General features: G+C 70.4%; 16 protein-coding genes and 4 pseudogenes. 13 read left to right on the plus strand and 7 right to left on the minus strand.

Annotated features, from left to right (window positions below; all coding sequences use genetic code 11):
• Positions 1-70: 70 nt before the first annotated feature.
• The 3 genes from ACIGJO_RS30305 to ACIGJO_RS30315 are packed head-to-tail and all read right to left on the minus strand — an operon-like array spanning position 71 to position 3,719.
• Positions 71-1,090: a DUF6801 domain-containing protein gene (locus tag ACIGJO_RS30305; RefSeq protein WP_399963595.1), complete on the minus strand. Its 1,020-nt coding sequence runs from the start codon at positions 1,088-1,090 to the stop codon at positions 71-73.
• A 56-nt stretch (positions 1,091-1,146) separates the two neighbouring features.
• Positions 1,147-3,297 carry an NACHT domain-containing protein gene (locus tag ACIGJO_RS30310; protein ID WP_399963597.1) on the minus strand — a complete coding sequence of 717 codons (2,151 nt, stop codon included), beginning with the start codon at positions 3,295-3,297 and terminating at the stop codon, positions 1,147-1,149.
• A complete protein-coding gene (locus tag ACIGJO_RS30315) occupies positions 3,294-3,719 on the minus strand; it encodes a hypothetical protein (RefSeq protein ID WP_399963599.1) in 426 nt (141 codons plus the stop codon). Before ACIGJO_RS30315 ends, ACIGJO_RS30310 begins: the two co-directional genes overlap by 4 nt.
• 619 nt (positions 3,720-4,338) lie before the next feature.
• Here ACIGJO_RS30315 and yidD point away from each other — a divergent pair.
• Complete coding sequence (gene yidD / locus ACIGJO_RS30320; RefSeq protein ID WP_399963602.1) at positions 4,339-4,761, plus strand: membrane protein insertion efficiency factor YidD; 423 nt, start codon at positions 4,339-4,341, stop codon at positions 4,759-4,761.
• Between the two features lie 153 nt (positions 4,762-4,914).
• Positions 4,915-5,520 (plus strand): hypothetical protein, encoded by a 606-nt coding sequence (locus ACIGJO_RS30325; protein WP_399963604.1) that lies wholly within the window; start codon positions 4,915-4,917, stop codon positions 5,518-5,520.
• Between the two features lie 38 nt (positions 5,521-5,558).
• Here the strand turns inward: ACIGJO_RS30325 and ACIGJO_RS30330 are convergent, their stop codons facing one another.
• Positions 5,559-6,506 carry an isopenicillin N synthase family dioxygenase gene (locus ACIGJO_RS30330; protein WP_399963606.1) on the minus strand — a complete coding sequence of 316 codons (948 nt, stop codon included), beginning with the start codon at positions 6,504-6,506 and terminating at the stop codon, positions 5,559-5,561.
• A 204-nt stretch (positions 6,507-6,710) separates the two neighbouring features.
• Positions 6,711-8,255 (minus strand): MFS transporter, encoded by a 1,545-nt coding sequence (locus ACIGJO_RS30335; RefSeq protein WP_399963608.1) that lies wholly within the window; start codon positions 8,253-8,255, stop codon positions 6,711-6,713.
• 120 nt (positions 8,256-8,375) lie between these two features.
• Here ACIGJO_RS30335 and ACIGJO_RS30340 point away from each other — a divergent pair, with 120 nt between their 5' ends.
• From ACIGJO_RS30340 to ACIGJO_RS30375, 8 genes are all read left to right on the plus strand, one after another.
• On the plus strand, positions 8,376-9,329 hold the full coding sequence (locus ACIGJO_RS30340) for an Lrp/AsnC family transcriptional regulator (protein ID WP_399963610.1): 954 nt from the start codon (positions 8,376-8,378) through the stop codon (positions 9,327-9,329).
• Between the two features lie 743 nt (positions 9,330-10,072).
• Positions 10,073-10,654 carry a snapalysin family zinc-dependent metalloprotease gene (locus tag ACIGJO_RS30345; protein WP_399963612.1) on the plus strand — a complete coding sequence of 194 codons (582 nt, stop codon included), beginning with the start codon at positions 10,073-10,075 and terminating at the stop codon, positions 10,652-10,654.
• A gap of 518 nt (positions 10,655-11,172) precedes the next feature.
• Complete coding sequence (locus ACIGJO_RS30350) at positions 11,173-12,384, plus strand: NADH:flavin oxidoreductase (RefSeq protein ID WP_399963615.1); 1,212 nt, start codon at positions 11,173-11,175, stop codon at positions 12,382-12,384.
• Between the two features lie 330 nt (positions 12,385-12,714).
• Positions 12,715-13,179 (plus strand): spore-associated protein A, encoded by a 465-nt coding sequence (locus ACIGJO_RS30355; RefSeq protein ID WP_399963617.1) that lies wholly within the window; start codon positions 12,715-12,717, stop codon positions 13,177-13,179.
• A 150-nt stretch (positions 13,180-13,329) separates the two neighbouring features.
• Complete coding sequence (locus ACIGJO_RS30360; protein ID WP_399963619.1) at positions 13,330-14,778, plus strand: ankyrin repeat domain-containing protein; 1,449 nt, start codon at positions 13,330-13,332, stop codon at positions 14,776-14,778.
• 285 nt (positions 14,779-15,063) lie between these two features.
• Complete coding sequence (locus ACIGJO_RS30365; protein ID WP_399963621.1) at positions 15,064-15,246, plus strand: hypothetical protein; 183 nt, start codon at positions 15,064-15,066, stop codon at positions 15,244-15,246.
• A 591-nt stretch (positions 15,247-15,837) separates the two neighbouring features.
• A complete protein-coding gene (abc-f, locus tag ACIGJO_RS30370; RefSeq protein ID WP_399963623.1) occupies positions 15,838-17,472 on the plus strand; it encodes a ribosomal protection-like ABC-F family protein in 1,635 nt (544 codons plus the stop codon).
• 79 nt (positions 17,473-17,551) lie between these two features.
• A complete protein-coding gene (locus ACIGJO_RS30375; RefSeq protein ID WP_399963625.1) occupies positions 17,552-19,270 on the plus strand; it encodes an ABC-F family ATP-binding cassette domain-containing protein in 1,719 nt (572 codons plus the stop codon).
• A gap of 189 nt (positions 19,271-19,459) precedes the next feature.
• On the opposite strand, the pseudogene ACIGJO_RS30380 reads toward ACIGJO_RS30375, so the two are convergent.
• A pseudogene (locus ACIGJO_RS30380) lies at positions 19,460-20,710 on the minus strand (MFS transporter); the annotation flags it as partial.
• 17 nt (positions 20,711-20,727) lie between these two features.
• Positions 20,728-20,906 (minus strand): annotated as a pseudogene (locus ACIGJO_RS30385) (transcriptional regulator); the annotation flags it as partial.
• 324 nt (positions 20,907-21,230) lie between these two features.
• Between ACIGJO_RS30385 and ACIGJO_RS30390 the strand changes: the two are divergent.
• The 3 genes and pseudogenes from ACIGJO_RS30390 to ACIGJO_RS30400 form a co-directional block, all read left to right on the plus strand.
• On the plus strand, positions 21,231-21,854 hold the full coding sequence (locus tag ACIGJO_RS30390) for a hypothetical protein (protein ID WP_399963627.1): 624 nt from the start codon (positions 21,231-21,233) through the stop codon (positions 21,852-21,854).
• Positions 21,855-21,958: 104 nt separating this feature from the next.
• Positions 21,959-22,319, plus strand: a pseudogene (locus ACIGJO_RS30395) (transposase family protein); the annotation flags it as partial.
• A gap of 145 nt (positions 22,320-22,464) precedes the next feature.
• A pseudogene (locus ACIGJO_RS30400) lies at positions 22,465-23,448 on the plus strand (hypothetical protein); the annotation flags it as partial.
• Between the last annotated feature and the right edge of the window lies 1 nt (position 23,449).

Raw genomic sequence — 23,449 nt, forward strand, 5'->3', positions numbered from 1 at the left:
GTTCCGGGGCTCCGGCCGGCGTCGGGGGCGCGCCGGCATCCCCGTGGGCAGTGAATCTGGCCGGCCCTGCTCAGCTGTCCCGGTCGCCGGAGTGCCGCTTCCTGAGCCATGGGCCGAACGCGACGAGCGCGGCGGCGCCCCCCACGGCGAGGACGCCCGTTGCCAGCACGATCGGATTCTTGGGGTTCAGGTCATCGGCCGCGCTGTCGGTGGCGTCGTCGGTCGCGTCGTCCTGTGGCGGATCAATGGTCGGTGCTCCTCGCGACGCGGTCGGAGTGCGAGGTGCGGACCCGGTCGGGGTGGGTGCCGGTGCCGTCCGCGTGGCCGAGGTGTCCGACGAAGCCGACGCCGAACGACCGGACCCTGTTCCGGGCCGCGGCCCCGTGGCCGTACCGTCAGTGGTTCCGGGACCCGCGCCGGAGCCGGCTCCACCTCCGGACGCTCCGGAGCCGCTCCCGCCCCCGGTCGTTCCGGAGGAGGGCCCGCCGGTCTTCGTCGGGGTTGCCTGCACCGGCTCGGTGATGGTGAGCGACTGCAGGACCGTGTTCTGCCCGGGGACCACTGTGCAGGATGCCTGGAGCCGGCCCACGGGGGTCGTGCTGCCGTTGGCACGTTTCGGGGTGAGGCTCAGGGTGAGGCTGCCGATGCTGACCTCCGCCCTGCCCCGTCGGGTGAAGGTGAGCGAGGGCGCGGTGCCCTTGGCGGTGATGTCGAACGAACCGGAGGCCGGGACAGCGGTCCGGGGGATCGTCATGGGCACGGCCAGGGGGATATTGCCCTGCGGTGCGTTCACGGTGGCGGTCCCGTCCAGCGAGCCTTCGACGGTCTTCGCACCGACCGCCGCGGCCAGCCGCGTGATGCCCGCACTCACGGTCGCCACTCCGTTCAGGGCGGACCGCGGGCTGGCCTTGCCGACCCGGATCGAATCCGGGATATCCGTATCGAGCCGCATCGTCACGGGCTGGTTGCCGAGTCCTGAAAACGCGCAGGCGTAGCGCAGTGTGAGCCCGACCGGTTCCGCGGAAGCGGTCGGGGAGCCCGGCAGCCCCACGATTCCGGCAGCGGCCACCAGGGCCGCCGCGATTCCCATCGCGGCACCGGCCCCGGACCTCCTCGTGCCGCGTACTGTTCGCTGCCCGTCGTTCATCAGCGGTCTCCTGTCGCTGTCGTCGGCATTTCGCGTCGCCCGTGGGCCTCGGCCAGGTGATCCCGGAGCCGCGCGTGGCGGAACTGGTAGACCGCGCCGGCCCGACGCAGCACACCCCGCTCGTAGGCGTCGTCCAGAAAGGCGTTCACTGCCCGCGGAAGCCGCCCGGTCAGGGGCAGCCAGACACGGACCAGGACGACCCACCGGCCCCAGGCGGTCAACGTGCAGGCTCCGAGGGCGACCATGACCCCCGTCGCGAACCCGTTCGCCACCCCAAGGGCGGGATTGTTGATGACCGCGACGACGGTGCCGTACCCGAGCCCGACCGTCAGACCCATCGCGAGGACCTGGGCGAGCACGGTCGCACGGTTCGTGTTCAGCAGGTCGGACGGGCTGACCGAGGATTTCGTCTCGATGAGGGCCTCGACCCCGGTCATGAGCCCGAGTGTGAGCCCGGCTCCCAGCCCGATTGTGAGCCCGACCAGGGACCATTCCCCGAATACCAGGAGGGCCACGAGCCAGGGATAGCCCAGAGAGGTGAAGTAGACGGCCAGCCCGAGGCCGTACACGACCCCGAATACCAGGCCACCCGCGAATCCGCCCAGGATTCTGGGGAGAAGATTCTCCTTCACCCTCTTCGAGCCGCCGCGGATACGGATGTGCATGCGCGACGGTTCGAATGCGCCGCCGACCCTGAGTTTCGACATGATTCCATGCAAAAGGCCGAAAGCCAGACCGATTCCCAGCACATGCAGCAGCAGATTGAGGGCTGTTTCCCAACGTGTCTCGAACCCGGGGGCGAACCCGAGCACGGTGCCTGTCGCGAGCCCGGTCACGACCCCGGAGACGAGCATGCGCGAAGGCAGACTCATCGCCGTCCCCAGTCGCCACCATTCGATGTCGTGGGTGTCGAGTTGCTTCAGGTGTGTGGCGAGGTATCCGAGCCAGTGCTCTGCGCGTTCGGAGCGCCAGGGCCGACGTTTCGTGACAGGCCGGTGGCTGAGGAAACGGGCGTACGCGGTGGTAACGAAGTTGTCCAGGAGATGGCCCTCAAGGGCTTCGCGGGTGCCGAGCTCCGTGTCCGTCAGCAGCCGCACCGGATCGCGGCCGGACGAGTAGACGGTGCGGGCGAGTGTGACCATCAGAGGGGTGGTCAGCACAGCGGTGAGGTTGGCGCAGGCCGGTTCGTCGGGGTGGTGGCGCAGCCTGTTCAGTACGTACTCCCACCCGGTCGGGGAGGTGGCGCCCGCATCGGTGCCGAGGCCTGTGACGGACCCGGGCAGCAGGTAGTTGACGGAGTCGTCGAGGGTGAGGTCGGTCAGTTCGATACCGGCGAAGAACATGGGTGTCTTCACCGCCTCTTCGAGTTCGGGGCGGCGGCTCGTCATCAGCAGCGGCACGGTGGTGGTCGTGAGATCCCGCAGCGCGTCCTTGTGCAGGCCGTCGGCGATCTCGTCGAATCCGTCCAGGATCGCCAGAACACGGTCGGCGCCGATCAGCGCTTCGGCCCACGTCGTCGCACCGTCGGGGCCGGCCCCTGCCAGAAAGGGATAGTCCCGCTCCAGTCGGGCGATCAGCCAGTCCCGCAAGGGGGTGGTGGTCGGATTCCACGACCCCAGGCTGAAGATCACCGGTACCGGAGCCTCACCGGTCGGTGTGCGGGCTTCCAGCCGGGCCCTGGCGAAACGCCGGATCAGAATGGTCTTCCCCGAACCCGCCCGTCCCAGCACCAGAAGCCTGCCGGGTCTTGTCCCCTCGTAGACAACCGCGAGTTCCTCCAGCGGGCCCTCCAGGTCCAGCGGAAGAACAGCCTCCGCCCCGGCCCAGAGGCCAGGACCGCTGCTCTGGCTGTCGGCGAGAGTCGGAGGCGCCGGCCGGCAGCGCAACGGCAGCGGAACCGGATCCCACAGCCGCAGTTGCTCCTCCTCACGCTTCAGGAAGTCGCTGACCCTGTCCGCGAGCAGATTGGCCTTCCCGGCCACCGAGTTCTCGGCAGGGGGAGCCAGGGGCTGGATGACCACGTTGTGCGCGTTGTCGCCGTTGCTGATGATGCCGTAGTTGTCGCGCACGTGGACCAGGCTGTCGCCGTACGACCGGACGGGCCCGCGATCGGTGCGGTCGGGCTGCTGCGGGTCGGTACCGCCGTTCACCGGTGCTGCGTGTTGTGCGCGCCGTCGCCGGTGGAAATGATCCCGGAGTTGTTTCCGGCCACAGCGACACCGCGCTCACCCCCGGCCTGGGCGGCGGGACCTTCCGGCAGCAGCGCCGAAAGCTCCTCGGCGAGGCCCGGATGCTCTCTGAGTGCCTCCCGCAGTGCGATCCTCAACTCCAAGCGCCGCAGCCCGCGCATGTCCTGGTCCTCGCCCGCCTCCGCCAGGCCGGTGACGGAGGCTTCAACGGCGTCGGCGTCTCCACCGCGGTTCATGACCCTGGCGAGCAGCCGTTGCCCCAGCCGTACGGTCGCCCCGGCCGTCTCGTCCCGCGCCGCCGTGAGCACACCCACTCCGTAGGCGACGACCGCCGCTTCGGCCGCCGGCACGATCTGGTCGAGCAGCCCATCGATCTCAAGCACAGCATTCCCCCCGTCGCGCAATCCAATACGGAGCCAAATGCTACTGAATTGGCTGGGCACTATCAGCCCAATCGCCCAGCACGGGACTCCGTCCCCGAAGGATGCACACCTTTCACACATTCATGCGACGAATACAAAGTCTGCTGACCGCTGCTCGCCGGCACAGTCAGGATGATCAGCCTCGGGGGCTTCACGGCAGTCCGGCACCTCCTGGCCATATACGGACGGACCTGTGCAGCTCCGGGCCGCCGTGGCGGGGCACCTTGGAAGCTACGGCCCGGCGTCGGGGTGGCCCTGCCGGCCGGGACCGGGACGCCCGGGTTCGGGATACCCCCTCGAAGCCCTGGTGGGATGTGCAGGTCCATGCCCGCCGTCCGACGCGACGGCGGCCTCGGACGCGCACCGGCCGGGTCGGCGCCACCCCGGCGGCTACCGCCATCGGCGCACCGAGCCGCGTAGCCGCGGTCAGGGCCAAACGTCCTCGCACTGGAGTGACCCGGGCGCCGCGGCGGGCCCCGCCGACTTCCGAGCGAAGGGCCACCGGGATCGTCGGGGGCCCTTCGGACGCGTCCTCATACGTCCGTAGGATCATGGCGAAGCCGGCGGAGGGGGAGTTCAGGTGGCGGAGCGACGCAGGAGAACCAGGGAGAGCAGACGCAAGGAGAACTGCGCCGACGCGTGCGGCGACAGCTGCTTCTGGAGCCGTACGTGCTGCCCCGACGCATGGGTCGCCCTCTTCCTCTTCGCTGTCCTGGGCCGGGGAGCCGGATTCCCGAAATCCGCCGGCGCGGACCCGGCGGCGCCCCGTCCGGGCGGCCGGGCGGCAGGTGCGCTGTACGAGGTGGTCCGCCGCTACCGGGCGACGGTCAGCCCGCGACTGCCGGCCTGCTGTCCCTACACGCCGAGTTGCTCCACCTACGCAGTCAAGGCGCTGCACCGGCATGGGGCGCTGCGCGGGGGCCGGCTGGTGCTGGGGCGTCTGCTGCGGTGCCGGCCGGGAGCCGCCCGGAGGCGGGGCTTCCACGACCCGGTGCCGGGCTGACGGGCCGGAAGACGAAGAAGGGGCCCGGCGCGGTCGATGCCGGGCCCCTTCTCTTCCCGCAGCGGGGCAGAGGGCCCCTACGGAACACATTCCAGGGTCCGGTGGGGGCCACCCCCGATGGGCCGGTGGCCGGCGGACTGTGAGTCTGCCGGTATGACCTCCAAACTCGTGGGCCTGCGTGGCCCCGTGCTCATCGCTCCGCTCATGCTGGTGCTCTACGGCCTGCTGCGACTCGTCGACGGGTTGGACGGGGAGCACGGACCCGGGCTCGCCTGGAACCTCGGACACACGCTGTTCTTCATCGGCTTCGCGCTCTTCGGCGTGGTGACGCTCAGGCTGCGGCAACTCGTTCCCGCCACCACCCTGCGCAGGCGTCTCGTCGCGAACACGGCTGCGGCGGTCGGCCTGTTCGGCGTCGTCTGTTTCCTCTGGGTGATTCTCGGTGATCTGTTCCCGCGCCTGGACTCCGCCGCACCCCTGCCCGAACCCCTGGAGATGGTCGGCCCACTCGCGTTCCAGCTGGGCTGGCTCACCCTGCTGGTCATGCCGGCGGCCGCCACACCGCGTCTGCTGCCCGCCTGGAGTCCCTTGCTGGTGCTCGTGGGCTTCCTTCTGTTCGCGGCCAACCTGGACCTGCTGCCGATCGGCGCGTTGCTCCTCATGGCCGGACTGGCTCCGGTGGCCCGCGGATCCGGGCCACCGTCCGCCACCGCGCCGCAGGGCGCCTGCCTGCCGGAACAGAATCCGTCCTCCCGTTGAGGGTCCGTCGACGACCGCTCACGGGGAGGAACCCGTCGTCAGCCGAGGATGGCCTGCATCTTGTCGTGGAGGTAATCCCCGGCACGTACCGGGCTGTAGGGCCTGAGACCGAGGGGTGCCGGGAGCGAAGTGATGCGGGTGTGGGGTGCGCAGGCGTGAAAGTACACCAGTGAGGTGAGTTCTTCCTGCGGGGCCTCGGGGGGCGGCGGCAGAACGCGGTGACGGCCGGAGCGCCAGCGGTCTCCGCTCCAGCGGGCCATGAGATCACCGATGTTGAGCGTGTAGGCGCCGGGCTCGTAGGGGGCGTCCTGCCAGCCGGACTCCTCGTCGTGGATCTGAAGGCCGCCCTTGCCGGGCTGCCGGTTCAGGAGGGTGATGAGGCCGAAGTCGGTGTGCGGTCCGACACGGAACTGGCCCGGTGCGGCGGCGCCGGTTTCGTGGGCCGCCGGATACCAGTTGATGGTGAAGTCCCAGTGCGGGCGGGTGGTGTGGCGGGTGAAGAAGTCGACCTGCTGACGCAGGGCGGTCGCCATGACTTCGAGGAGCGTGTCGGCGAGGGTGCGCATCCGGTCGGTGTACGCGGTGACGAGCGGGCGCAGGGCGGGGACTTCGCCGGGCCACTCGCGGGGTATCCGGTGTGCGTCGCCGGGCCGTACGGAGGAATCGACGGCGCATGACCAGACCTCCAGCAGATCCGGCGGGGTGTGGATGCCTTCGGAACGGGCGGTGGTCACCCGTTCCCGGCCGATCCAGCCACGGCGGTTCTGGTCGTAGTGCTGCTTGGCCGCTTGGGGCATGTGAAAGAAGTCGTGTGCCGCGGCGCGTACACGGCCGGGCATCTCCGGTTCGATGCCGTGTCCGGTCACCAGGAGGAAACCGGTGGACCGCAGGGAGAGATCGACCTGGGCTGCGAGCCGCTCCTGGTCCGCGCTGTGACCCGATGTCCAGCGACTGAGGTCGATGAGGGGAATCGGGGTGGTGGTCATGTTGGGTCCTTCTTTGGGGTCGGTGGTCGGGCCGGGATACGAACCGGGATACGAATGAGGCTGAAGAGGGCCGGTGAGAAGGCGACGTTCTCGGCGTGAGTCAGGGCGTCCGCTGCGTGCATCGTGTCTCGGACCGCCTGGCGTGACGCCGTTGCTGCCGGGCTCAGCCTCGGATCGCCTGGCGTGACGCGGTTGCCGCCGGGCTCAATCGATGGCGGATGTGGCCGGCTGGGCGTCAGAGGTGGTTTCACCTGCGGCTGTTGGGCGTACTTCCCGTGGCCCTCGGGACAGCCACAGCACGAGAGCGGCTCCGGCCAGGGCCACGGCACCGGCCGTGAGCGCGAGGGTGTTGTGCCCGGTGGCGAACACGGCGTGGAGCGTGTGCTCCAGGGAGGCGCGCTGCGCAGCCGGGGCCTGGGCCAGGAGACTGTCGGCACCACCGCCGGAGAGGCTCTGCGCGGTGACGACGGGATCGGTGACCTTGCCGCGGAGGGACGTGGTCATGGTGGAGACGGCCAGGGCGCCGAAGACAGCCACTCCGAAGGCGTAGCCGAGCTGTTCGAAGGTGCTGTAGGTGCCGCTGGCGGTACCCGCGTGCCCGGCCGGGACGGAGCCCAGCGCGAGAGCTGCGGCGACCTGGAAGATCAGTCCCATGCCGACCCCGCTCAGAGCCAGGCCCCCCACCAGGACGGGCCAGCCCGACCCGGGTCCCAGGAAGCCCTGGGCGCCGACCCCCAGACCGGCGAGAGCGAGCCCGAGGGCAGCGCCCGAACGGGGAGACGGCTTCCGCTTCCGGAGTCCGCCCAGCACCGCCACCGATGCTGCGGCCAGCGCGTGCGGCAGCACGACCAGACCGGCGGCCAGCGGGGAGAGGTGCTGCACCGACTGCAGCCACAGCGAGGTGTACGGCATGATTCCGTAGACGGTGCCCTCACCGACCGCGATCGTGAGCATCGCAGCGGTGAACGCGGGCCGGCGGAACAGCGACAGGTCCAGCAACGGGTGCCGACTGCGCTGTTGCACTCGCACGAACGCGACGAAGGCGCCCAGTGCCGCTCCCAGTGGCACCAGTGTCCCTGCCGACACCCATCCCTGGACGTGCGCCTCGGTCAGTGCGTAGACGGATCCGCCCGCACCGATCGCGAACAGCACGACGCCGGGGACATCCAGCCGCCGTGAGGCGTCCCGCACCGGTGGTGGGGTGCGGGGGATGTATCGGAAGGTCATGACCAGGGCGATCACGGTAACGGGGATGTTCACGTAGAAGATCCATCGCCAGTCCAGGGTCTGGGTGAGCAGGCCTCCCAGGATCGGTCCCAGGGCGGAAGCACTGGCGGCCACGGCAGCCCAGCTGCCGAAGGCCAGGGCCAGACGGCGACCGGAGTACAGGGTGCTGATCAGGGACAGCGTGGCCGTGAACATCGCCGCGGCCCCCAGTCCCTGCACGATGCGGGCGGCGATCAGTACGGCCATGTCGGGCGACAGCGCACAGGCGACCGACGCGAGGGCGAAGACGACCAGTCCGCCCGCGTACATCCGGCGCCGGCCGTGAAGGTCTGCCAGCATTCCGGCGCCCAGCAGGGCAGCCGCCACCGCGAGCGCGTAGCCGTCGGCGACCCATTGCAGTTGGGACAGCGACGAGCCCAGCGACTCGGACATGGCGGGTAACGCCACCAGCACGATCGTGACGTCGACGAGCAACATGAACGTGCCCAGGCAGACGGCGGCCAACGGCCCCCAGATACGCATGGATTCTCACTCCCCACACCGGGATGGACAACGACCCGGTCACCATCCAGGCCCCTCCCGCTCCGGCCCAAGCCGTACGCTTGAGAGCGGGATCATCCGGCGAAAGAATGAGGAATACCGGTGGATCACGGCACCATGGACGACCTCGACCAGCACCTGCTCCGGGGCCTTCAGCTCGACGGCCGCACTCCTTTCAGCCGCATCGCGCGAGACCTCGGTGTCTCCGAGCGCACCGTTGCCCGCCGATACCAACGGCTGCGGATCCTCGGCCTGCGCATCATCGGACTGCCCGTCTCCTCCCGTCTGGGCCTGACCCGGTGGCTGCTGCGCCTGCACTGCACTCCGGACGCCGCCGGAACCATCGCCGAAGCCCTCGCCCGCCGCCCGGACACCACCTGGGTCACCCTCGCCTCCGGCGGAACCGAGCTCTACTGCGCGCTCAACGCCCGTACGGTCGAGGAACGCAACGTACTGCTGCTGGAGAAACTCCCCCGCACCCCTCAGGTGCTCTCCGTCAGCGCGCACTGCATGATGCGCATCTTCGTCGGCGCGACCAGCACCTGGCACTCCACGCGGTTCGAGCCGCAGGGCACCGCGGCCACGGTGGATTCCGGCTCATTCACCGCCGGCCCGCTCAGCTTGGACGCAACCGACCGGATCCTGTTCACCGAGCTGGCCCGGGACGGCCGTGCGACACTGCCCGAACTCGCCGCGGCCTCCGGCCGCTCCCCCTCCAGCGTCCAGCGCCACCTCGACCGCCTCCGCGGCGAAGGTGCCCTGAATCTCTCCGTCGACTTCGATCCGCAGCTCCTCGGCTACCACATGGCCACCCGGATCTGGCTGAACGTCACCCCCGCGCACCTGCGGATCGTGGGGGAAGCCCTCGCCACCCACCCGCAGATCGCTTTCGCCGCCGCCGTCACCGGCACGTCCAACCTGGTCGCCAACGGCATCTTCCGCGACCCGTCCGACCTGTACGACTACATCGACCAGCGGATCGGCCCGCTCCCCGGCATCCAGAGCATCGAAACCGCCCCTACTCTGCGGGAAGTCAAGCGTCTCGTCCCTGCGTGACATGAGCACGGGTGCCCTCTTGCCCGATCGCACCCACCTTCGAGACCTCCCCCTTCACCACCGGCTCCTTCCGCCCTCACCCCGCCAGGCCGGAACCCCAGTCGCCGGCCCAGTCGTGTCCGAAGGCCCTGCCGTACGTCGACGGGCTCGCGTCGTTGGCGGCGCAGTGCCATGGCGAAGGTGGAGGCCGGCGCTGTGCCCGCGCGATCCGGGGCGGCGCCAGGCCGCTCCGCAGGCTTCCCCAGCGGCCTGGAGCCGTAACTCCTCGCGTAACTACCGCCGTTCCGCGAACAGTCCGCCACCCTGTGGACACCGCAGGCACTGGTGACAGCGCAGGGAACGGAGACCGTCACCCTCTACGGCACCCCTGAGTTCGGCCTCCGTACTCGGCGTGGCTGAGACACCTTCATATGCGGGCCGACAGCCGCAGTCGACCGGACCTGGCGGCACAACACCACCGGAGCGGCTACCGACTCCGCCCCTGCCCCTCCCGGGTCATCCTCCAACTCCGCCGGTTCCCGCAGATCCGCCCGAGTGCCGACTGCGACACGCACATCCACGGATGTTATGACCGACCGACATTGGCGGAAGCCGGTGCTGCGCCCGCATACTCCCCCCACGACGCATTGACAGTGCATCGACAATAGGAATGCTTGTCCCGCTCCCGGGAGGGGCGGTGCCCACCGTCCGTACCACCGGCTCCGGCGCCCTCTCACGGAGACCAGCCCAGCGAAAGGACAGCCATGCGCCACTCGAAGTGGTTCGCGTTAGCCGGCACCACCGCGGCCATCACCATGATCACGATGCCCGCGGCGTACGCCGCTCCTACGCCCGCGACGGCCGCACCGATCAGCGTTTCCGCAGCCACGACCCTCTACTACGACGCCACCCGGGCCCCCGGCTGGGAAGCCGCCATCACGGCCGGAGTGGCCTCCTGGAACGCGAACACCAGCAACGTCAAGCTGGCGAAGGCCCAGCCGGGCACCCGCGCCGAGATACAGATCGTCGCCACCAGCGGCTGGCCGCAGGCCACGCTGGGCCCGGTCCGCCCGGGCGGCCTCGCCCGGGTTGAACTCGGCAGCCAGGCGGTCACCGAGGGCCACGACAAGACCCGCATCGCCGCCCACGAGATCGGTCACAACCTCGGCCTGCCGGACACCAAGCCCGGGCCGTGCTCCCAGCTGATGTCAGGCTCCAGCGCCGGTATCAGCTGCAAGAACTCCGTCCCCAACGCCGCCGAACGTGCCCGCGTCGAGTCCGCCTACGCGGCCCGTGCCGCCACGCGCACCCCGTCCGAAGGCCGCCTGCTGGTCGACGCACCCTGACCGAACGGGACTGGACACCGCTGCCCGAGCCCGGACCGCGGTGCTCCGCACTCCGGCCCCCGCCCCGTCTCCACCCCGGTGTCCAGTCTCCTCACCCATGACACGGTCATGGGGTACCGGCTCCGCCTCGAACGCCGCACTTCGTACCAGGCATCCTGGAAGCGGCGGGATCGCCCTCGCGGGCACGGACTCGTCGTGACGCGGATGAAGGCCGGACGGGCCCCGAGCAGCATCCGGATCACCCACCATCGGATGCACCGAGCGCGGAACTCCGCGGGCGCCGCCGTACTGCGAGCACGGCGGCGCGTGGTGGAGCAGCAGCGCGTAGGGGCTCGGCGGGGGCGATCAGTGGTGTCCGTTCGATCGAGCACCGGCCGGGGCGTTCCGGAAGACCCTCTTTGCCGAGGCCCTGACAAACATGTCGTCGCTTCCAAGTTGACCCGGCGCGTGGTACCCCTTGCCGTCGCAGGACGGCCGTCGGCGTCCGGTCGATGGCACGTGGGCGAGGGGAGAGCGTGTTGTCGGACCGAGCAGCAACACCACCGGGGCCGGATCTCCTCGCCCCGGCCCGACTGGGGCCGCTGCGACTGCGCAACCGGATCATCAAGGCCGCGACGTTCGAGGGGCGCACCCCGCACGGTCTGGTGACCGACGAACTGATCGAGTTCCACCGGCAGGTGGCTGCCGGTGGGGTCGGCATGACCACCGTGGCCTACTGTGCCGTGTCCCGCGACGGCCGCACCGAACGACGCCAGCTGCACCTGCGGCCGGAGGCGCTGCCCGGACTGCGCAGACTCACGGGCGCCGTACATGAGGCGGGGGCGGCCGCCTGTGCGCAGCTGGGGCATGCCGGCCCGGTGGCCGACGCCGCCTCCAACGGCGTCGCGGCCCTGGGCCCGGGCCGCTTCTTCAACCCCCTCGGGATGCGGCGTACCCGGGCGGCCACCGCCGCCGACCTGGAACGCGTCACCCGGGCACACGCCACGGCCGCCCGCCTTGCCGTGGAAGCCGGCTTCGACGCGGTGGAGATCCACCTCGGCCACAACTACCTGGCCAGTTCCTTCCTCAGCCCCCGCCTCAACCGTCGTACCGATGCCTACGGCGGCAGCCTGGAGAACCGGGCCCGGCTGGCCCGCGGCATCGCGCGCGCGGTGCGGGAGGAGGTCGGCACCGAGATCGCCGTCACGGCGAAGTTCGGCATGAAGGACGGCGTTCGCGGCGGCCTGGACGTGGACGACAGCCTGCAGGTCGCCCGTTGGCTGCAGGAGGACGGCTCGGTCGACGCCCTGCAGCTCACCGCGGGCAGTTCGCTGCTCAATCCCATGTACCTCTTCCGCGGCGACGCCCCGGTCCGCGACTTCGCCGGCGCCTTCCCTCCGCCGCTGCGCTGGGGCATCCGGCTGACGGGCCACCGGTTCCTGCGGGACTACCCGTACGAGGATGCCTACCTCCTGAAGTACGCCCGGCGCTTCCGCGCCGAACTGGACCTGCCGCTCATACTGCTCGGCGGCATCACCCGGCGGGAGACCATGGACCTCGCCATGGCCGAGGGCTTCGACTTCGTGGCGATGGCCCGCGCGCTGCTCAGCGACCCCGACCTGGTCGGACGTATCACCGCGGACTCCGCGGCCGCCTCGTGCTGCATTCACTGCAACCGCTGCATGCCCACCATCTACTCGGGCACGCGATGCCCCGTGGTCGAACCCGGTGTGCCCGCGCCCCGGCCGTAGGCCGTCCGGCGGGCGGGGTGGTAGCGGTGCCGACCACCTCCATGCGCGGGCCTCGGTGGCCGCCCGGCTCCGGGGCAGCGACGGCCGGTCCGACCTCGACGGCACCGGGACGGCCGTACGGTGCCGCGGGCCGGTTCGGGGGCCGATGTCCGGTCCAACGCCGGCCGGAGCTCGGCCTTTACCGGGCCCACCGATTGGACCGATCGGTTCGCCCCGGACACGGGCGGGAACCGCTGGGGCGGCTGACGCCTTCTTGTCACCGGCCCCTGGCTCTCGCATAGTGAAGCCGCTCCGCCGGGGTGCATTGCACGGGGACGGATCCGCGTTGCCGTGAACCGCTTCATCAGGAGGGTTCGTCAAATGCTGTCACGAAGAATGCTCGCTGGAATGTCCGCTCCTCTTCTGACGCTCGCCATGCTTGTAGGGCTCCCGGGTACGGCAAGCGCAAGTGCCGCCGCTTCTCCCAACGTTGGCTACAACGGGAAATGCGGCTCGGGCTACAACGTGGTGAACTGGAAGGACACCCAGTTCGGCCGGGGAACTGTGTACGTGACGTGGAGTTCCGCCGCGCAGAAGAACTGCGTTGTCGCCATAAGGGCGACACAGGACGGCTCCATATATGAGCTGGGGGCCTGGGTGGGCTACTCGGGGCAAGGCTGGTACGACCAGGACTTCGGGATGTACCAGTACTACGCGGGCCCCGTCTATCTGCCGGGTGCCTCGGGCAGGTGCATCGACTGGCGGGGGGAGATCGGCGCGACGTATGCCTCTGGAGAAGGAACGAACTGCGGATGAACAACAGTGTGTGACCTCGCGCGTTCGTGACGGCCCGTCGTTTCTTCGGCGGGCCGTTTCGGTTGTCGGACCGGTGGCGGGCGTGTTGCGGAGGGTCGACGTCCGGCCTGCCGGGGCCCGTTGTCAGTGGGTCGTCCTAGAGTCCTCACCATGAGCGAAGCCATGGATGGGTCACTTCTTGCCGCCGTCATACCTGTCGCTGACGCGGACCCCGCCGAGCGTGCCGCACGGGTCCGTTCGCTGATCGCCGACGGGGCGGACGTCTCGGCACGGGACGAGCGGGAAGCCACTGCGCTGCACCGGGCCATGGAGGCGAAGGGCGACGACGGCCCGTTGCCGTCCCTGGAGGTCATACGGGCGCTGCTGGAGTGCGGTGCCGATGTGCACGCCACGGACAGCGAGGGTCTCACGCCCGCCGGACAGGTCGTCGCACACAGCGGTTCGGAGGCGGAGGCACGGCGGGCGGGGCGCGCGGTGGAGGTGCTGGCCCTGCTGGTGGAGCACGGTGCCCGGCTGGACGGCCCCGTCGGGCTCCGCGCCGGCGGATGGCTCGCCCACCACAGTGGTGTGGCCCGGTCCGTTTACGCCTTCCTGCTCGACCACGGCGCACCGATCGACGCGGCCGACGACCGGGGGGACACCCCGCTGCACGCGGCCGTCCGTGCGCGGAGGCCGGATCTGGTGAAGCTGCTGCTGGAGCGCGGCGCGGACACCGCCGCGGTCGATGGCCTGGGCCGCACTCCCCTCGGGTTCGCGCTGCGGCTGCCGGAGACGGATACGGTGGCCGTGCTGGAGGCGGCGGGAGCCCCCGCCCGGGTGCGCTACCCCGTTGTCGAGGGCGGGCCGCTTCCCATCGACATGAGTGCGGTCCGCCGGGTGGCCTCGGTGATGTACGCCGAGCACGCCGGGATCCCCGACGACGGTGGTTGGCTCGCCCGGCTTGTGGAACCGGATCTCGACAGCTACCAGGAGCTCGCGGCCCAACTGGCGGGCGGCATCGACCCCGACCTGCTCGGCTATGTCCCTGAGATGTGCGCCGAGGCGCTCGGCGACACCGGGGCCCCGCGCACCCTGCTCGGTGACCAGCTCGTGGACACGCCGTTCTTCCACCACGGTGACCTGGTCGTGAAGGGACATCTCCGTGTGGTGGCGCCCTTCGTGCTGACCGGCTCACTGACCGTCGAGGGCGTGCTGAGCGACTGCGGCCCCGATTCGGTCGTGGCCGTCCGCGGCAATGTCACGGCCCGCGGGGTGTTCACCGACGGCGACATGGAGTGCCGTGACATCCACGCCGAGGTCGTCTACGGCTCGTACAACGACCACACGCTCCAGGCAGGCACGGTCCACGCCCGCCTGGTCATCGAGGATGATCACGAGACGATCGCGACCGTGCAAGCGGACCTCTACTTCGACGTGTTCGACTACCAGCAGGGATACGGCGACGGCGTACAGGAGCAGCTGCGCGAGCTCCTCGTGGACGACGTCTTCGCCGCCGACGAGGACGAGGACGAGGGAATGCTCGACCAAGGGCTGCTCATGACCCGGCTGAGTGAAGGGCTGCCGGTCTTCCGCGTGGACGCGGCTCCCGAGGACCACTGAACGGGCCGCCCCGCCCGGTACGGCGTCCGCCGGGCGGGGCGGAACCGCGTTCCCTACGCCGGTCACCGCATTCCCCACCGCATCCGCCCCGATGACCACCGTGCATTCACCGCCGGGGTACCGCTCACATCGCGGTGCTCGACGGGGAACTCGCGCAGATCCCCCGCCACCGCGCCGGAACACCGCCAGGCCACGCAGCAGAATTGTCCCGCCCACCGGACACCTGACGAACAACGGTGTCGCATCACCCCAACCGAAACGGCGAGGCCACTCCGTATCTCCGGAGTGGGCGAAGATCAGGTCCAGCTTGTCGGTGTCAGCCGTCCCGGCCCCGGTGCCTGCCGTGATGGTGTCCGGAGCACGGTTGCCACCATCACGTGGTGGGACGGCAAGAAGATCCAGCGTCGGACCGTCTCGGACGGCGGCAAGAACCTCCGGGTGGTCCCCACGGGTGACGGCACCCCGTAGCGGGCGCGGAGGCGGGCTTCCGCGGCCGCACGTCCATCGATCGGCTTCCCCGGGCCGGCGTCCGGCGTCGGAGGACGCCGCGAGTCTCCTCCAGGAGGGCAGCCGGCTCGGCGATACCGTGATCCTCCCGCACCTGTCGGCCCCGCCGGATCACGGCATCGTGCGGTGTGAAGGCGGTCGGGCCGGTCCACGACAGGACGGCGGCCGATCAGGCGTTCGCTAGGGACATGGTCCAGGGGTGAGCCCGCCGCACCCAAAGGGCAACAGCATCTGGGCAAGGGGCAGCGGATCACGGTGGGGCTGGTGCTTCGCGGTGCCGATAGCAGCGACGCCGGCGCCGGTCGGGCAGGCGACTCCCGGACCGGACAGAGTCAGGGCCAGCACCTGCTACGGTACGAGTTGCTGCATTGTCGGAATCGAGGAGTGACAGACGTGGCGGGTGAAGACGACATCTCCGGGTGAGATCCGGATGTGACTGGCCATCGGACAGCTAGCAGTAGTGCTGTCGGTATGGCCTATTTGTCGTTCCCCCTTTTTCCCACACTGTCCAGGGCAGAGCTCTGTCTGCCCTTAGTTCTTCGAGGTCGTTCCATGTCCGACGCTGCCATCATCTGCTCGAACCTTTCCTTCGCCTGGCCCGACGACACCCCGGTCTTCACCGACCTGTCCTTCACCGTGGCTGCCGGCCGCACAGGCCTGGTCGCTCCCAACGGGTCCGGCAAGAGCACACTGCTCAAACTGATCGCCGGAGAACTCAGGCCCGCCACCGGCTCGGTTTCGGTCAACGGGACGCTGGGCTACCTCCCCCAGAGCCTCCCCCTGACCGGAAACCTCACGGTCGCCGAGGTGCTCGGTATCGCCTCCGTGATCCGCGCCCTCGACGCCGTCGAATCCGGCGACGTGAGCGAGGAGCACTTCACCACCATCGGTGACGACTGGGACATCGAGGAGCGGACCCGCGCCCAGCTCGACCGTCTCGGACTCGTCGGCCTGGAGCTGAACCGGAGCCTGAGCACGCTCAGTGGCGGACAGGTCGTCTCCCTCGGCCTCGCCGCCCAGCTGCTCAGGCGCCCCGACGTGCTGCTGCTCGACGAACCGACCAACAACCTCGACCTGGAAGCCCGGCACAAGCTCTACGACGTGCTGGCGGACTTCAACGGCTGCCTGCTGTTGGTCAGCCACGACCGAGCGCTGCTCGACCGCATGGAACGCATCGCCGAACTCGTCGGCGACGAACTGCGCGTCCACGGCGGCAACTTCACGGAGTACGAGGAGATCGTGCGCGCCGAGCAGGAGGTCGCGGAGAAGAACATCCGCAACGCCGAGCAGGAGCTGAAGCGGGAGAAGAGGGAGTTGCAGCAGGCCCGCGAGCGTGCCGAACGCCGCCAGAGCAACGCCGCCCGCAACCTCAAGAACGCGGGCCTGCCCCGCATCTTCGCCGGCAATATGAAGCGCGGCGCACAGGAGTCCGCTGGCCGGGCCGGCCAGATGCACGCGTCCCGGGTCAGCGAGGCCAAGTCCCGGCTCGACGAGGCCGGACGCGCCCTGCGCGACGAACAGCGCCTCACCCTGGAACTGCCCGGCACCCAGGTGCCCGCAGGGCGCAATCTCTTCCTCGGCGAGGGGATGCAGGTGCACCACTCCGGTCGGGCCGTGTTCGCCGACGGCGGCGTCAACCTGACCATCCGCGGCCCCGAGAGGATCGCGCTGACCGGAGCCAACGGTGCCGGAAAGACCACGCTGCTGCGGCTGATCACCGGCGATCTCAAGCCGGACAGCGGGGAGACCACCCGCGGCGACGGACGGATCGCCTACCTCTCGCAGCGCTTGGACCTGCTGGACCTGGACCGCACCGTGGCGGAGAACTTCGCCGCGTTCGCCCCCGAAAGGGCCGAGGCGGAGCGGATGAACCTGCTCGCCCGCTTCCTCTTCCGGGGCCCCCGCGCGCATCTGCCGGTGGGGGCGCTCTCCGGTGGTGAACGGCTGCGCGCCACCCTGGCGTGCGTGCTGTGCGCCGAACCTGCCCCCCATCTGCTCCTGCTCGACGAGCCGACCAACAACCTCGACCTGGTCAGTGCGGGCCAGCTTGAAAGCGCGCTCAACTCCTACCGGGGCGCATTCGTGGTGATCAGCCACGACGAGCGGTTCCTCGCCGAGATCGGGGTGAACCGCTGGCTGCGGATCTCCGACGGAGCACTCACGGAGACCGGAGCCCCCGCTGTGTGAGCCGGCGGCGTGCCGAGTGGCCCGCGCCCGAGGCCCTGTGCCCGGCGGGCCGAGCATCGATCACGTTGAGAGGTTCCCTGTGTCCCAGCCCGCTCTGCTCGCCCACGACCTCGTCCGCAGCCTCGGGGGCCGACGTGTCCTCGACGGCGTCTCCCTGACCGCCTCCCCCGGCCACCGCATCGGCCTGATCGGGGAGAACGGTGTCGGCAAGTCCACTCTGCTGCGCGTTCTGGCGGGCGTGGACCGGTCCGACGCCGGAAGCGTCTCGCGCCCCGGTGACATCGGCTTCCTGCACCAGGAGATGCCTTTCGAGGCCGCGTCGTCCATCGCGGCCGTGATGGACGACGCGCTGTGCGAGGCCCGCGAGGACGTCAGGGAGCTCGAACGGCTCGGCGAGGAACTCGCCCGAGTCCCGGAAGGGGCCCCGGACCATCGGGAACTCCTCGACGCCTACGGCAGGCGGCTTGAGCAGGCACAGCACCGGGAGTCCTGGGACGCCGATCGCCGCGCGGCCCTGATGCTCGGCGGTCTGGGCCTCGGCGCGGTCGGCCACGACCGGACACTTGGCTCCCTGTCCGGCGGACAGCGCAGCCGGCTCGCCCTGGCCGCCCTGCTCGTCCGACGGCCGTCGGCGCTGCTGCTGGACGAGCCGACCAACCACCTCGACGACAGCGCCGCCGCCTTCCTGGAGGAACAGATCCGGGGCCTGCCCGGAGCCGTGGTGGCCGCCAGTCACGACCGGGCGTTCCTCGACGCTGTCTGCACCCACCTGGTCGACCTCGACCCGGCGGTGGACGGCCCGGTCCGCTACGGCGGCAACTACAGCGCCTACGTGGGTGAGAAGCGCGCCGAGCGGGAGCGCTGGGAGCGGCGGTACGCCGAGGAGCAGGAGGAACTGGAGGGAATGCGTCACACGGCGGGCGTGACGGCGCACCTGGTGGCGCCGGGCCGGGAGCGGCAGGACAACGAGAAGATGGGCTACGGCCACCGGGCGGGACGGGTGCAGAACCAGATTTCCCGCCGGGTGCGCCATGCCACGCGGCGGCTGGAGGAACTGGAGCGCACCCAGGTCGCCGAGCCACCGCACCCCCTGCGCTTCGCGGCCGGGGAACTGGCCGCGCCGGCGGAGGGAGACCCTCAGCCCCTGCTGTCCCTGCGGGACGTACGGGTTCCAGGCCGACTCGCCCTGGACGTCCTGGAGGTGTCCGCAACCGACCGGCTGTTGGTCACGGGCGGCAATGGGGCGGGCAAGTCGACGCTGCTCGCCGTGCTCGCCGGAAGGCTTGCCGCCGAGGGGGAGGTGCGCAGGCGGAACCGGCTGACGGTGGGGATGCTCACCCAGGACACCGTGTTCGACCGGGACGACCGCACGGGCCTCGACACCTATGAGCGGTTGCTGGGAGAGGCTCGGGCCGAGGAAGTGCCGCTGAGCTCGCTCGGTCTGATGCGCACGGCCGACGTGGACAAACCCGTCGGACATCTGTCCGTCGGCCAGCGCCGACGGCTCGCACTGGCACTCCTGGTGGCACGGCCGCCCCAGTTGCTGCTGCTCGACGAACCCACCAACCATCTCTCCCCGCGCCTGTGCGACGAGTTGGAGGAGGCCTTCAACACCGGCCCCGGCGCAATCGTCCTGGCAAGTCACGACCGCTGGCTGCGCCGACGGTGGCAGGGGCGCGAGATCCGGTTGGAGCCGGGACGGGGTCAGTGGGAGAACGGCGAGAGCCCTTACCCGTTCGACTTCTTCGGTACGTCGGCAAGGGCGGCGGGGAAGCGTCCGCGTTCCGGGACGTCGTAGCCGTGGGCGCGGGCCCAGATGCGGACGCCCTGGGCGTGCGGCTAAGGCGTCACGATCACGTCCGGCACCTCGCCGATCGTCCTCCCCCGCGCCACTTGCCGGCCCGTCCGCGAGCCGCTTCACAACGCTTCGGGGGCACCCTCCCGAACGGGATCCTTCCGAACGGGATCCTTCCGAACGGGATCCTTCCGATTCCGGGTGACCGGGACCGCTGGCCGAGGCAGCCCTGAACAGCGCCGCCTCGACCCGGCGGTTGCTGGTCAGGGTTGCCGTGACGGCGGTCGTGGTGAGGAAGAGGTCGGCGGCGTTGCAGAGCGGGGGTGCGCAGGTCGTACGTGGTGGCCAGCCAGCCGCAGAGGAAGGCGCCGAACGGGGCGGCGCACATGGCGAACAGGCGGGAGGTGGAGGCGACCCGGCCGATCAGGTGGCCGGGACGATCGCCTGCCGGGGGAGGGCCCGAGCACCATCGTGGCGCCCCATGCCCGCCCCGCAGACGGCGAGCGGGAGCCCCGGCTGCGTACGGGTTCGGGGCGGCGGCAAGCCCCAGGACGGCAGGCCCCTCGACAGCGGTCGTGCAGGTCAGCGCGGTGCCGGTGCCGGTGCCGAGTCGTCGGCCGAGGAAAGAGGTGATGCCCGCGCCGAGCAGGCCGCCGGTGGGCTCCGCCGTAAGGAGCAGGCCGTAGCTGAAGGTGGCGATCCCGAGACGGCCGTGCGCGAGGAGTGCGAGTACGGTCTCCACGGCGAGGAAGGCACGTTCCCGACCGCCGGACGGAGCCCGAGCCCGAGCAGCAAACGATCCTGGAAGACGTGGGCGGCGTCGGCTCGTGCCCACCGAAGCAGCGACTCCTGGGTACCTCCGGCAGGCCGGGGTGGTGCGGGCAGCGACCGTACGAGCAGCGCGGAGAGCCCGAACGACACCGCGTCGGCGAGCAGCCGGAACCGCTCGCCCGAACGCGAGCAGCGCACTGCCTGCGGGCGGCCCCGCGACGCCGGACGCGGCGGTTTGGGTGCCGCGGCAGGCGGGAGTTGGCGCGCTCCAGGAGCGCGGCGCCACGGCCGGGCAGATCCGGCAGACAGGCCGTGGCGGCCGTGGCGGCCGTGGCGAAGAAGAACCCGCCGAGGCCGAGCAGGAAGACGACGGCCGCGAGCAGCGGAATGCTCAGCACGTCGAGTGCCGCCGCCGCAGGTATCGCGAGCAGCACCGCCCGCGCCGCGTCGGCGACCCACATCGTGCGCCGGCGGCCCCAGCAGTCCCACCAGCGCACCGCCCAGTACCCCGAAGAGCAGCCACGGCAGCGTCCCGGCCGCCGTGAGGACGGCCAGCGCGATCGGATCCCGCGCCAGCGTCACCGCGAGCAGCGGCAGCGCGGCATGTGTCACCCCGTCACCGAGCGAAGACACCGTCTGCGCGGTCCGCAGTCGTCCGAACCCGGTCGGCACCTTTCTTACGTCCAGGGTCACTTGGCGTCTCCCCCCGGCCCCTCACGCAGCGCCGGACGGAACAGCGCGAAGGCGAGCGAAACGTCCGGCAGCGACGGATCGGACAGCTCCCCGTAATCGTCCGCCAGCGCCTCCAGCCGCGCCCCAGCTCCGCGAACTGCTCCTCGGCGGGCCGCAGATGCGCCATCTGTACGTGCCACAGCTGCTCGTCCGTGGTGACGTAAAACGACTCGGGAAGATCATCGGTAGGGCCTCAGCCACGCAGCCCGTGACGGAACGGGACACGGCGAATCACCGCAACGCGACACGACCTGCGGGGGGGGGCACGGCCTCTGCCGGCACAACTGCGCCGGGGGGGCGGTATGTCAGCAGGCGATGGACACAGCCGGGTGGGGTTGCTGATCAGGGCCATGGGGATGGTCCTCGGCGGTGCACGAATAGGGCCCGCCCCGCAACCGGGCGGCGTCCCTTTGCCGATCCCGGATCGGACCGTGTCAGTAGCCGGTGACAGGATCGAGGGGTGCTGATCAAGGGATACGACGCCGGCCCGTTGGTGCCCGGCGAGTCACTGTCGGCCCGTCCGGGCTTCTGGTCGAACTACCTCTTGGCGATGTGCAGCGACGGGGAGTGCACCGAGCGGCCGGTTCCGGAGTGGTTCGGCGACGACGGCGCCGATTCCGATGCCCTGTCCGAGGTCCTCTTCGATCCTGAACGCTGGCCGGTGTTCCGGGTGCCGGCCGAAGAAGGTCCCGGAGTCGTGGTGATCTACCGCAACCTGGATGACGACTACGGCACCGACTACCTCCTCACCCGTCGAGGCAGGAGCAGCGTCCGGCGGATCGCCGGCTGGGACGGAGATTCCTCGGGAACCGGGCTGACATGGCGCGAACTGATCCGGATCGCTGACAGCCCGCCCTCTGCGGCCGAAGGCGTCCAGGACACGGCCACCCGCTTCCTGCTGGTCCTTCCGCTCCTCACCGACCCGGACGTGCCGGAAGCAGCGTCGGCAAGGCTCACCGCCGCCCTGACCGCGGTCGGCGCGCCGCAGGACACTGCCGCCAACACGGCGGAGCACCTGCTGGCCCACCTCACGAGGAGATCCCGGCACGATCCCACGTGGGCGTCTCCGTTGAGCGGCAGCTGAGCGGCGGGCCGAGCCGCCGCCCATCCCATGGAACGATCTTGGTACGCCTGGTGTGGTTGCTGCGCCGGAGTGGCCTGGACAGTACCGTTCGCCGGGCTGAGCCCGGCACCCTGGTGCCCACACGCGACCACGCCATCGCCGCGCAGTCTATGAATGAGGAATCGGGCGCCGGAACCGCTGTCGGCAGTGCCACACGATCGCTGACGGAGGCTGTCCCGGCACCGGACTCGTCATGCCCACCGCCGCCGCAAGGGCGAAGACCTGCCCGGCTGGAAGGAAGCCCACAACACGTCCCACAAGCAGGTCCGCGCCCGCGTCGAGCACGTCTTCGCCCGCACAAAAACCTGGCAGATTCTCCGCGACCGCCGTCTCAAGGGCGGCAGTTCGTGCGTCCCTCTGTTCGAGGATGCCGATCGGGGCCTGGTGCGCATGAAGCGTCGACTGAGAATCCGCGCGGATTGGTGAGGTGGCGGATGTGGGGCTGGAGTAGGTCTTGTCCGCTGAGGCTGCTGGGGGCTTCGTCGGTGACTCCACTCAGTTGACTACGTCATCGTGTGGGTGGGGTGCCTGGTTGGGGGCCGGTGTCGGTGGTGGCTGGTTGGATGTGGGGATGTCCGATGATCTGAGCGTTGACGGAGCCCGGGTTGTGCTTGAGGACGCGGATGAGCGACTGGTGGATCCGGGGTTCCTGGTGAATGCCGACCCTGGTGAGGTCCTGGGGCTCCTGGATGCGGCTTCGGGGCCGTCCGCCCGGTTGGCGGGGGCGGTGTACCGGGCGTCGGCGCATCTGCACCGTGAGGTGACGGCGGGTGTGCGGCGGCAGTTGCTGGCGTTGGACGCTGCCCGGCACGGGGACCGGGAACTCGCGGCGCGCATCACTGCTGTACCGGTCGCGAACGAGCCTGCTGCGCAGTGGGCCGTGGAGTGGGCGACCGGCACCCGCCTCGAACACCGGTTCCAGAATGTCCTGACCGGGCACACCGGTCGGGTGCGGGCGGTGGCGACGTCCGCGGTGGAGGGCCGCCCTGTTGTCGTCACCGGCAGCGACGACAGGACGGTGCGGGTGTGGGACCTGGCTACGGGAGAGTCCCTCGGTGAGCCGTTCCTCCACGGCAGCGCGGTTCTTGCTCTGGCGGTCGGGGCGGTCAACGGTCTCGCCGTCGCCCTCGCCGGCGGTGAGGATGGGGTGGTACGGGTGTGGGACGTGGCCACCGGCCGGCAGGCCGGAAAGCCCTTCACCGGCCACACCTCCGGGGTGGACGCGGTCACGGTGGTGAGCGGGACCACCCTTGCGGTGACTGGCAGCACGGCCGACGAGACGGTGCTGGTGTGGGACCTGGCCACCGGTGAGGAAATCGATGGGCTTTTCACTGGCCACGATGACTGGGTGAGTGCGGTGGCCGTGACGGTGGAGGACGGCCGGGTGCTCGCTGTCACCGGACATGACGAGGGTGTGGCGCGCGTGTGGAGGGTGGACATGCGTGACAGTTGGCGGGAGGGCCAGCTCCTCTCTCGCCACGACGGCCCGGTGCATGCGGTAGCGGTGGCCGACGGCGGCAGTATCGCTGCCACCGTCAGCCGGGACGGGGCAGTAC

Source organism: Streptomyces sp. NPDC079020, assembly GCF_044542225.1.
In the GTDB taxonomy this organism is placed as follows: Bacteria; Actinomycetota; Actinomycetes; order Streptomycetales; family Streptomycetaceae; genus Streptomyces.

Bases quoted from the DNA above. Each gene is read 5' to 3' on its own strand.
- ACIGJO_RS30345 (WP_399963612.1), top strand. From the start codon at position 10,073: ATGCGCCACTCGAAGTGGTTCGCGTTAGCCGGCACCACCGCGGCCATC.
- ACIGJO_RS30335 (WP_399963608.1), bottom strand. From the start codon at position 8,255: ATGCGTATCTGGGGGCCGTTGGCCGCCGTCTGCCTGGGCACGTTCATG.
- ACIGJO_RS30305 (WP_399963595.1), bottom strand. From the start codon at position 1,090: ATGGGAATCGCGGCGGCCCTGGTGGCCGCTGCCGGAATCGTGGGGCTG.
- abc-f (WP_399963623.1), top strand. From the start codon at position 15,838: ATGTCCGACGCTGCCATCATCTGCTCGAACCTTTCCTTCGCCTGGCCC.
- ACIGJO_RS30330 (WP_399963606.1), bottom strand. From the start codon at position 6,506: ATGACCACCACCCCGATTCCCCTCATCGACCTCAGTCGCTGGACATCG.
- ACIGJO_RS30360 (WP_399963619.1), top strand. From the start codon at position 13,330: ATGAGCGAAGCCATGGATGGGTCACTTCTTGCCGCCGTCATACCTGTC.
- ACIGJO_RS30325 (WP_399963604.1), top strand. From the start codon at position 4,915: ATGACCTCCAAACTCGTGGGCCTGCGTGGCCCCGTGCTCATCGCTCCG.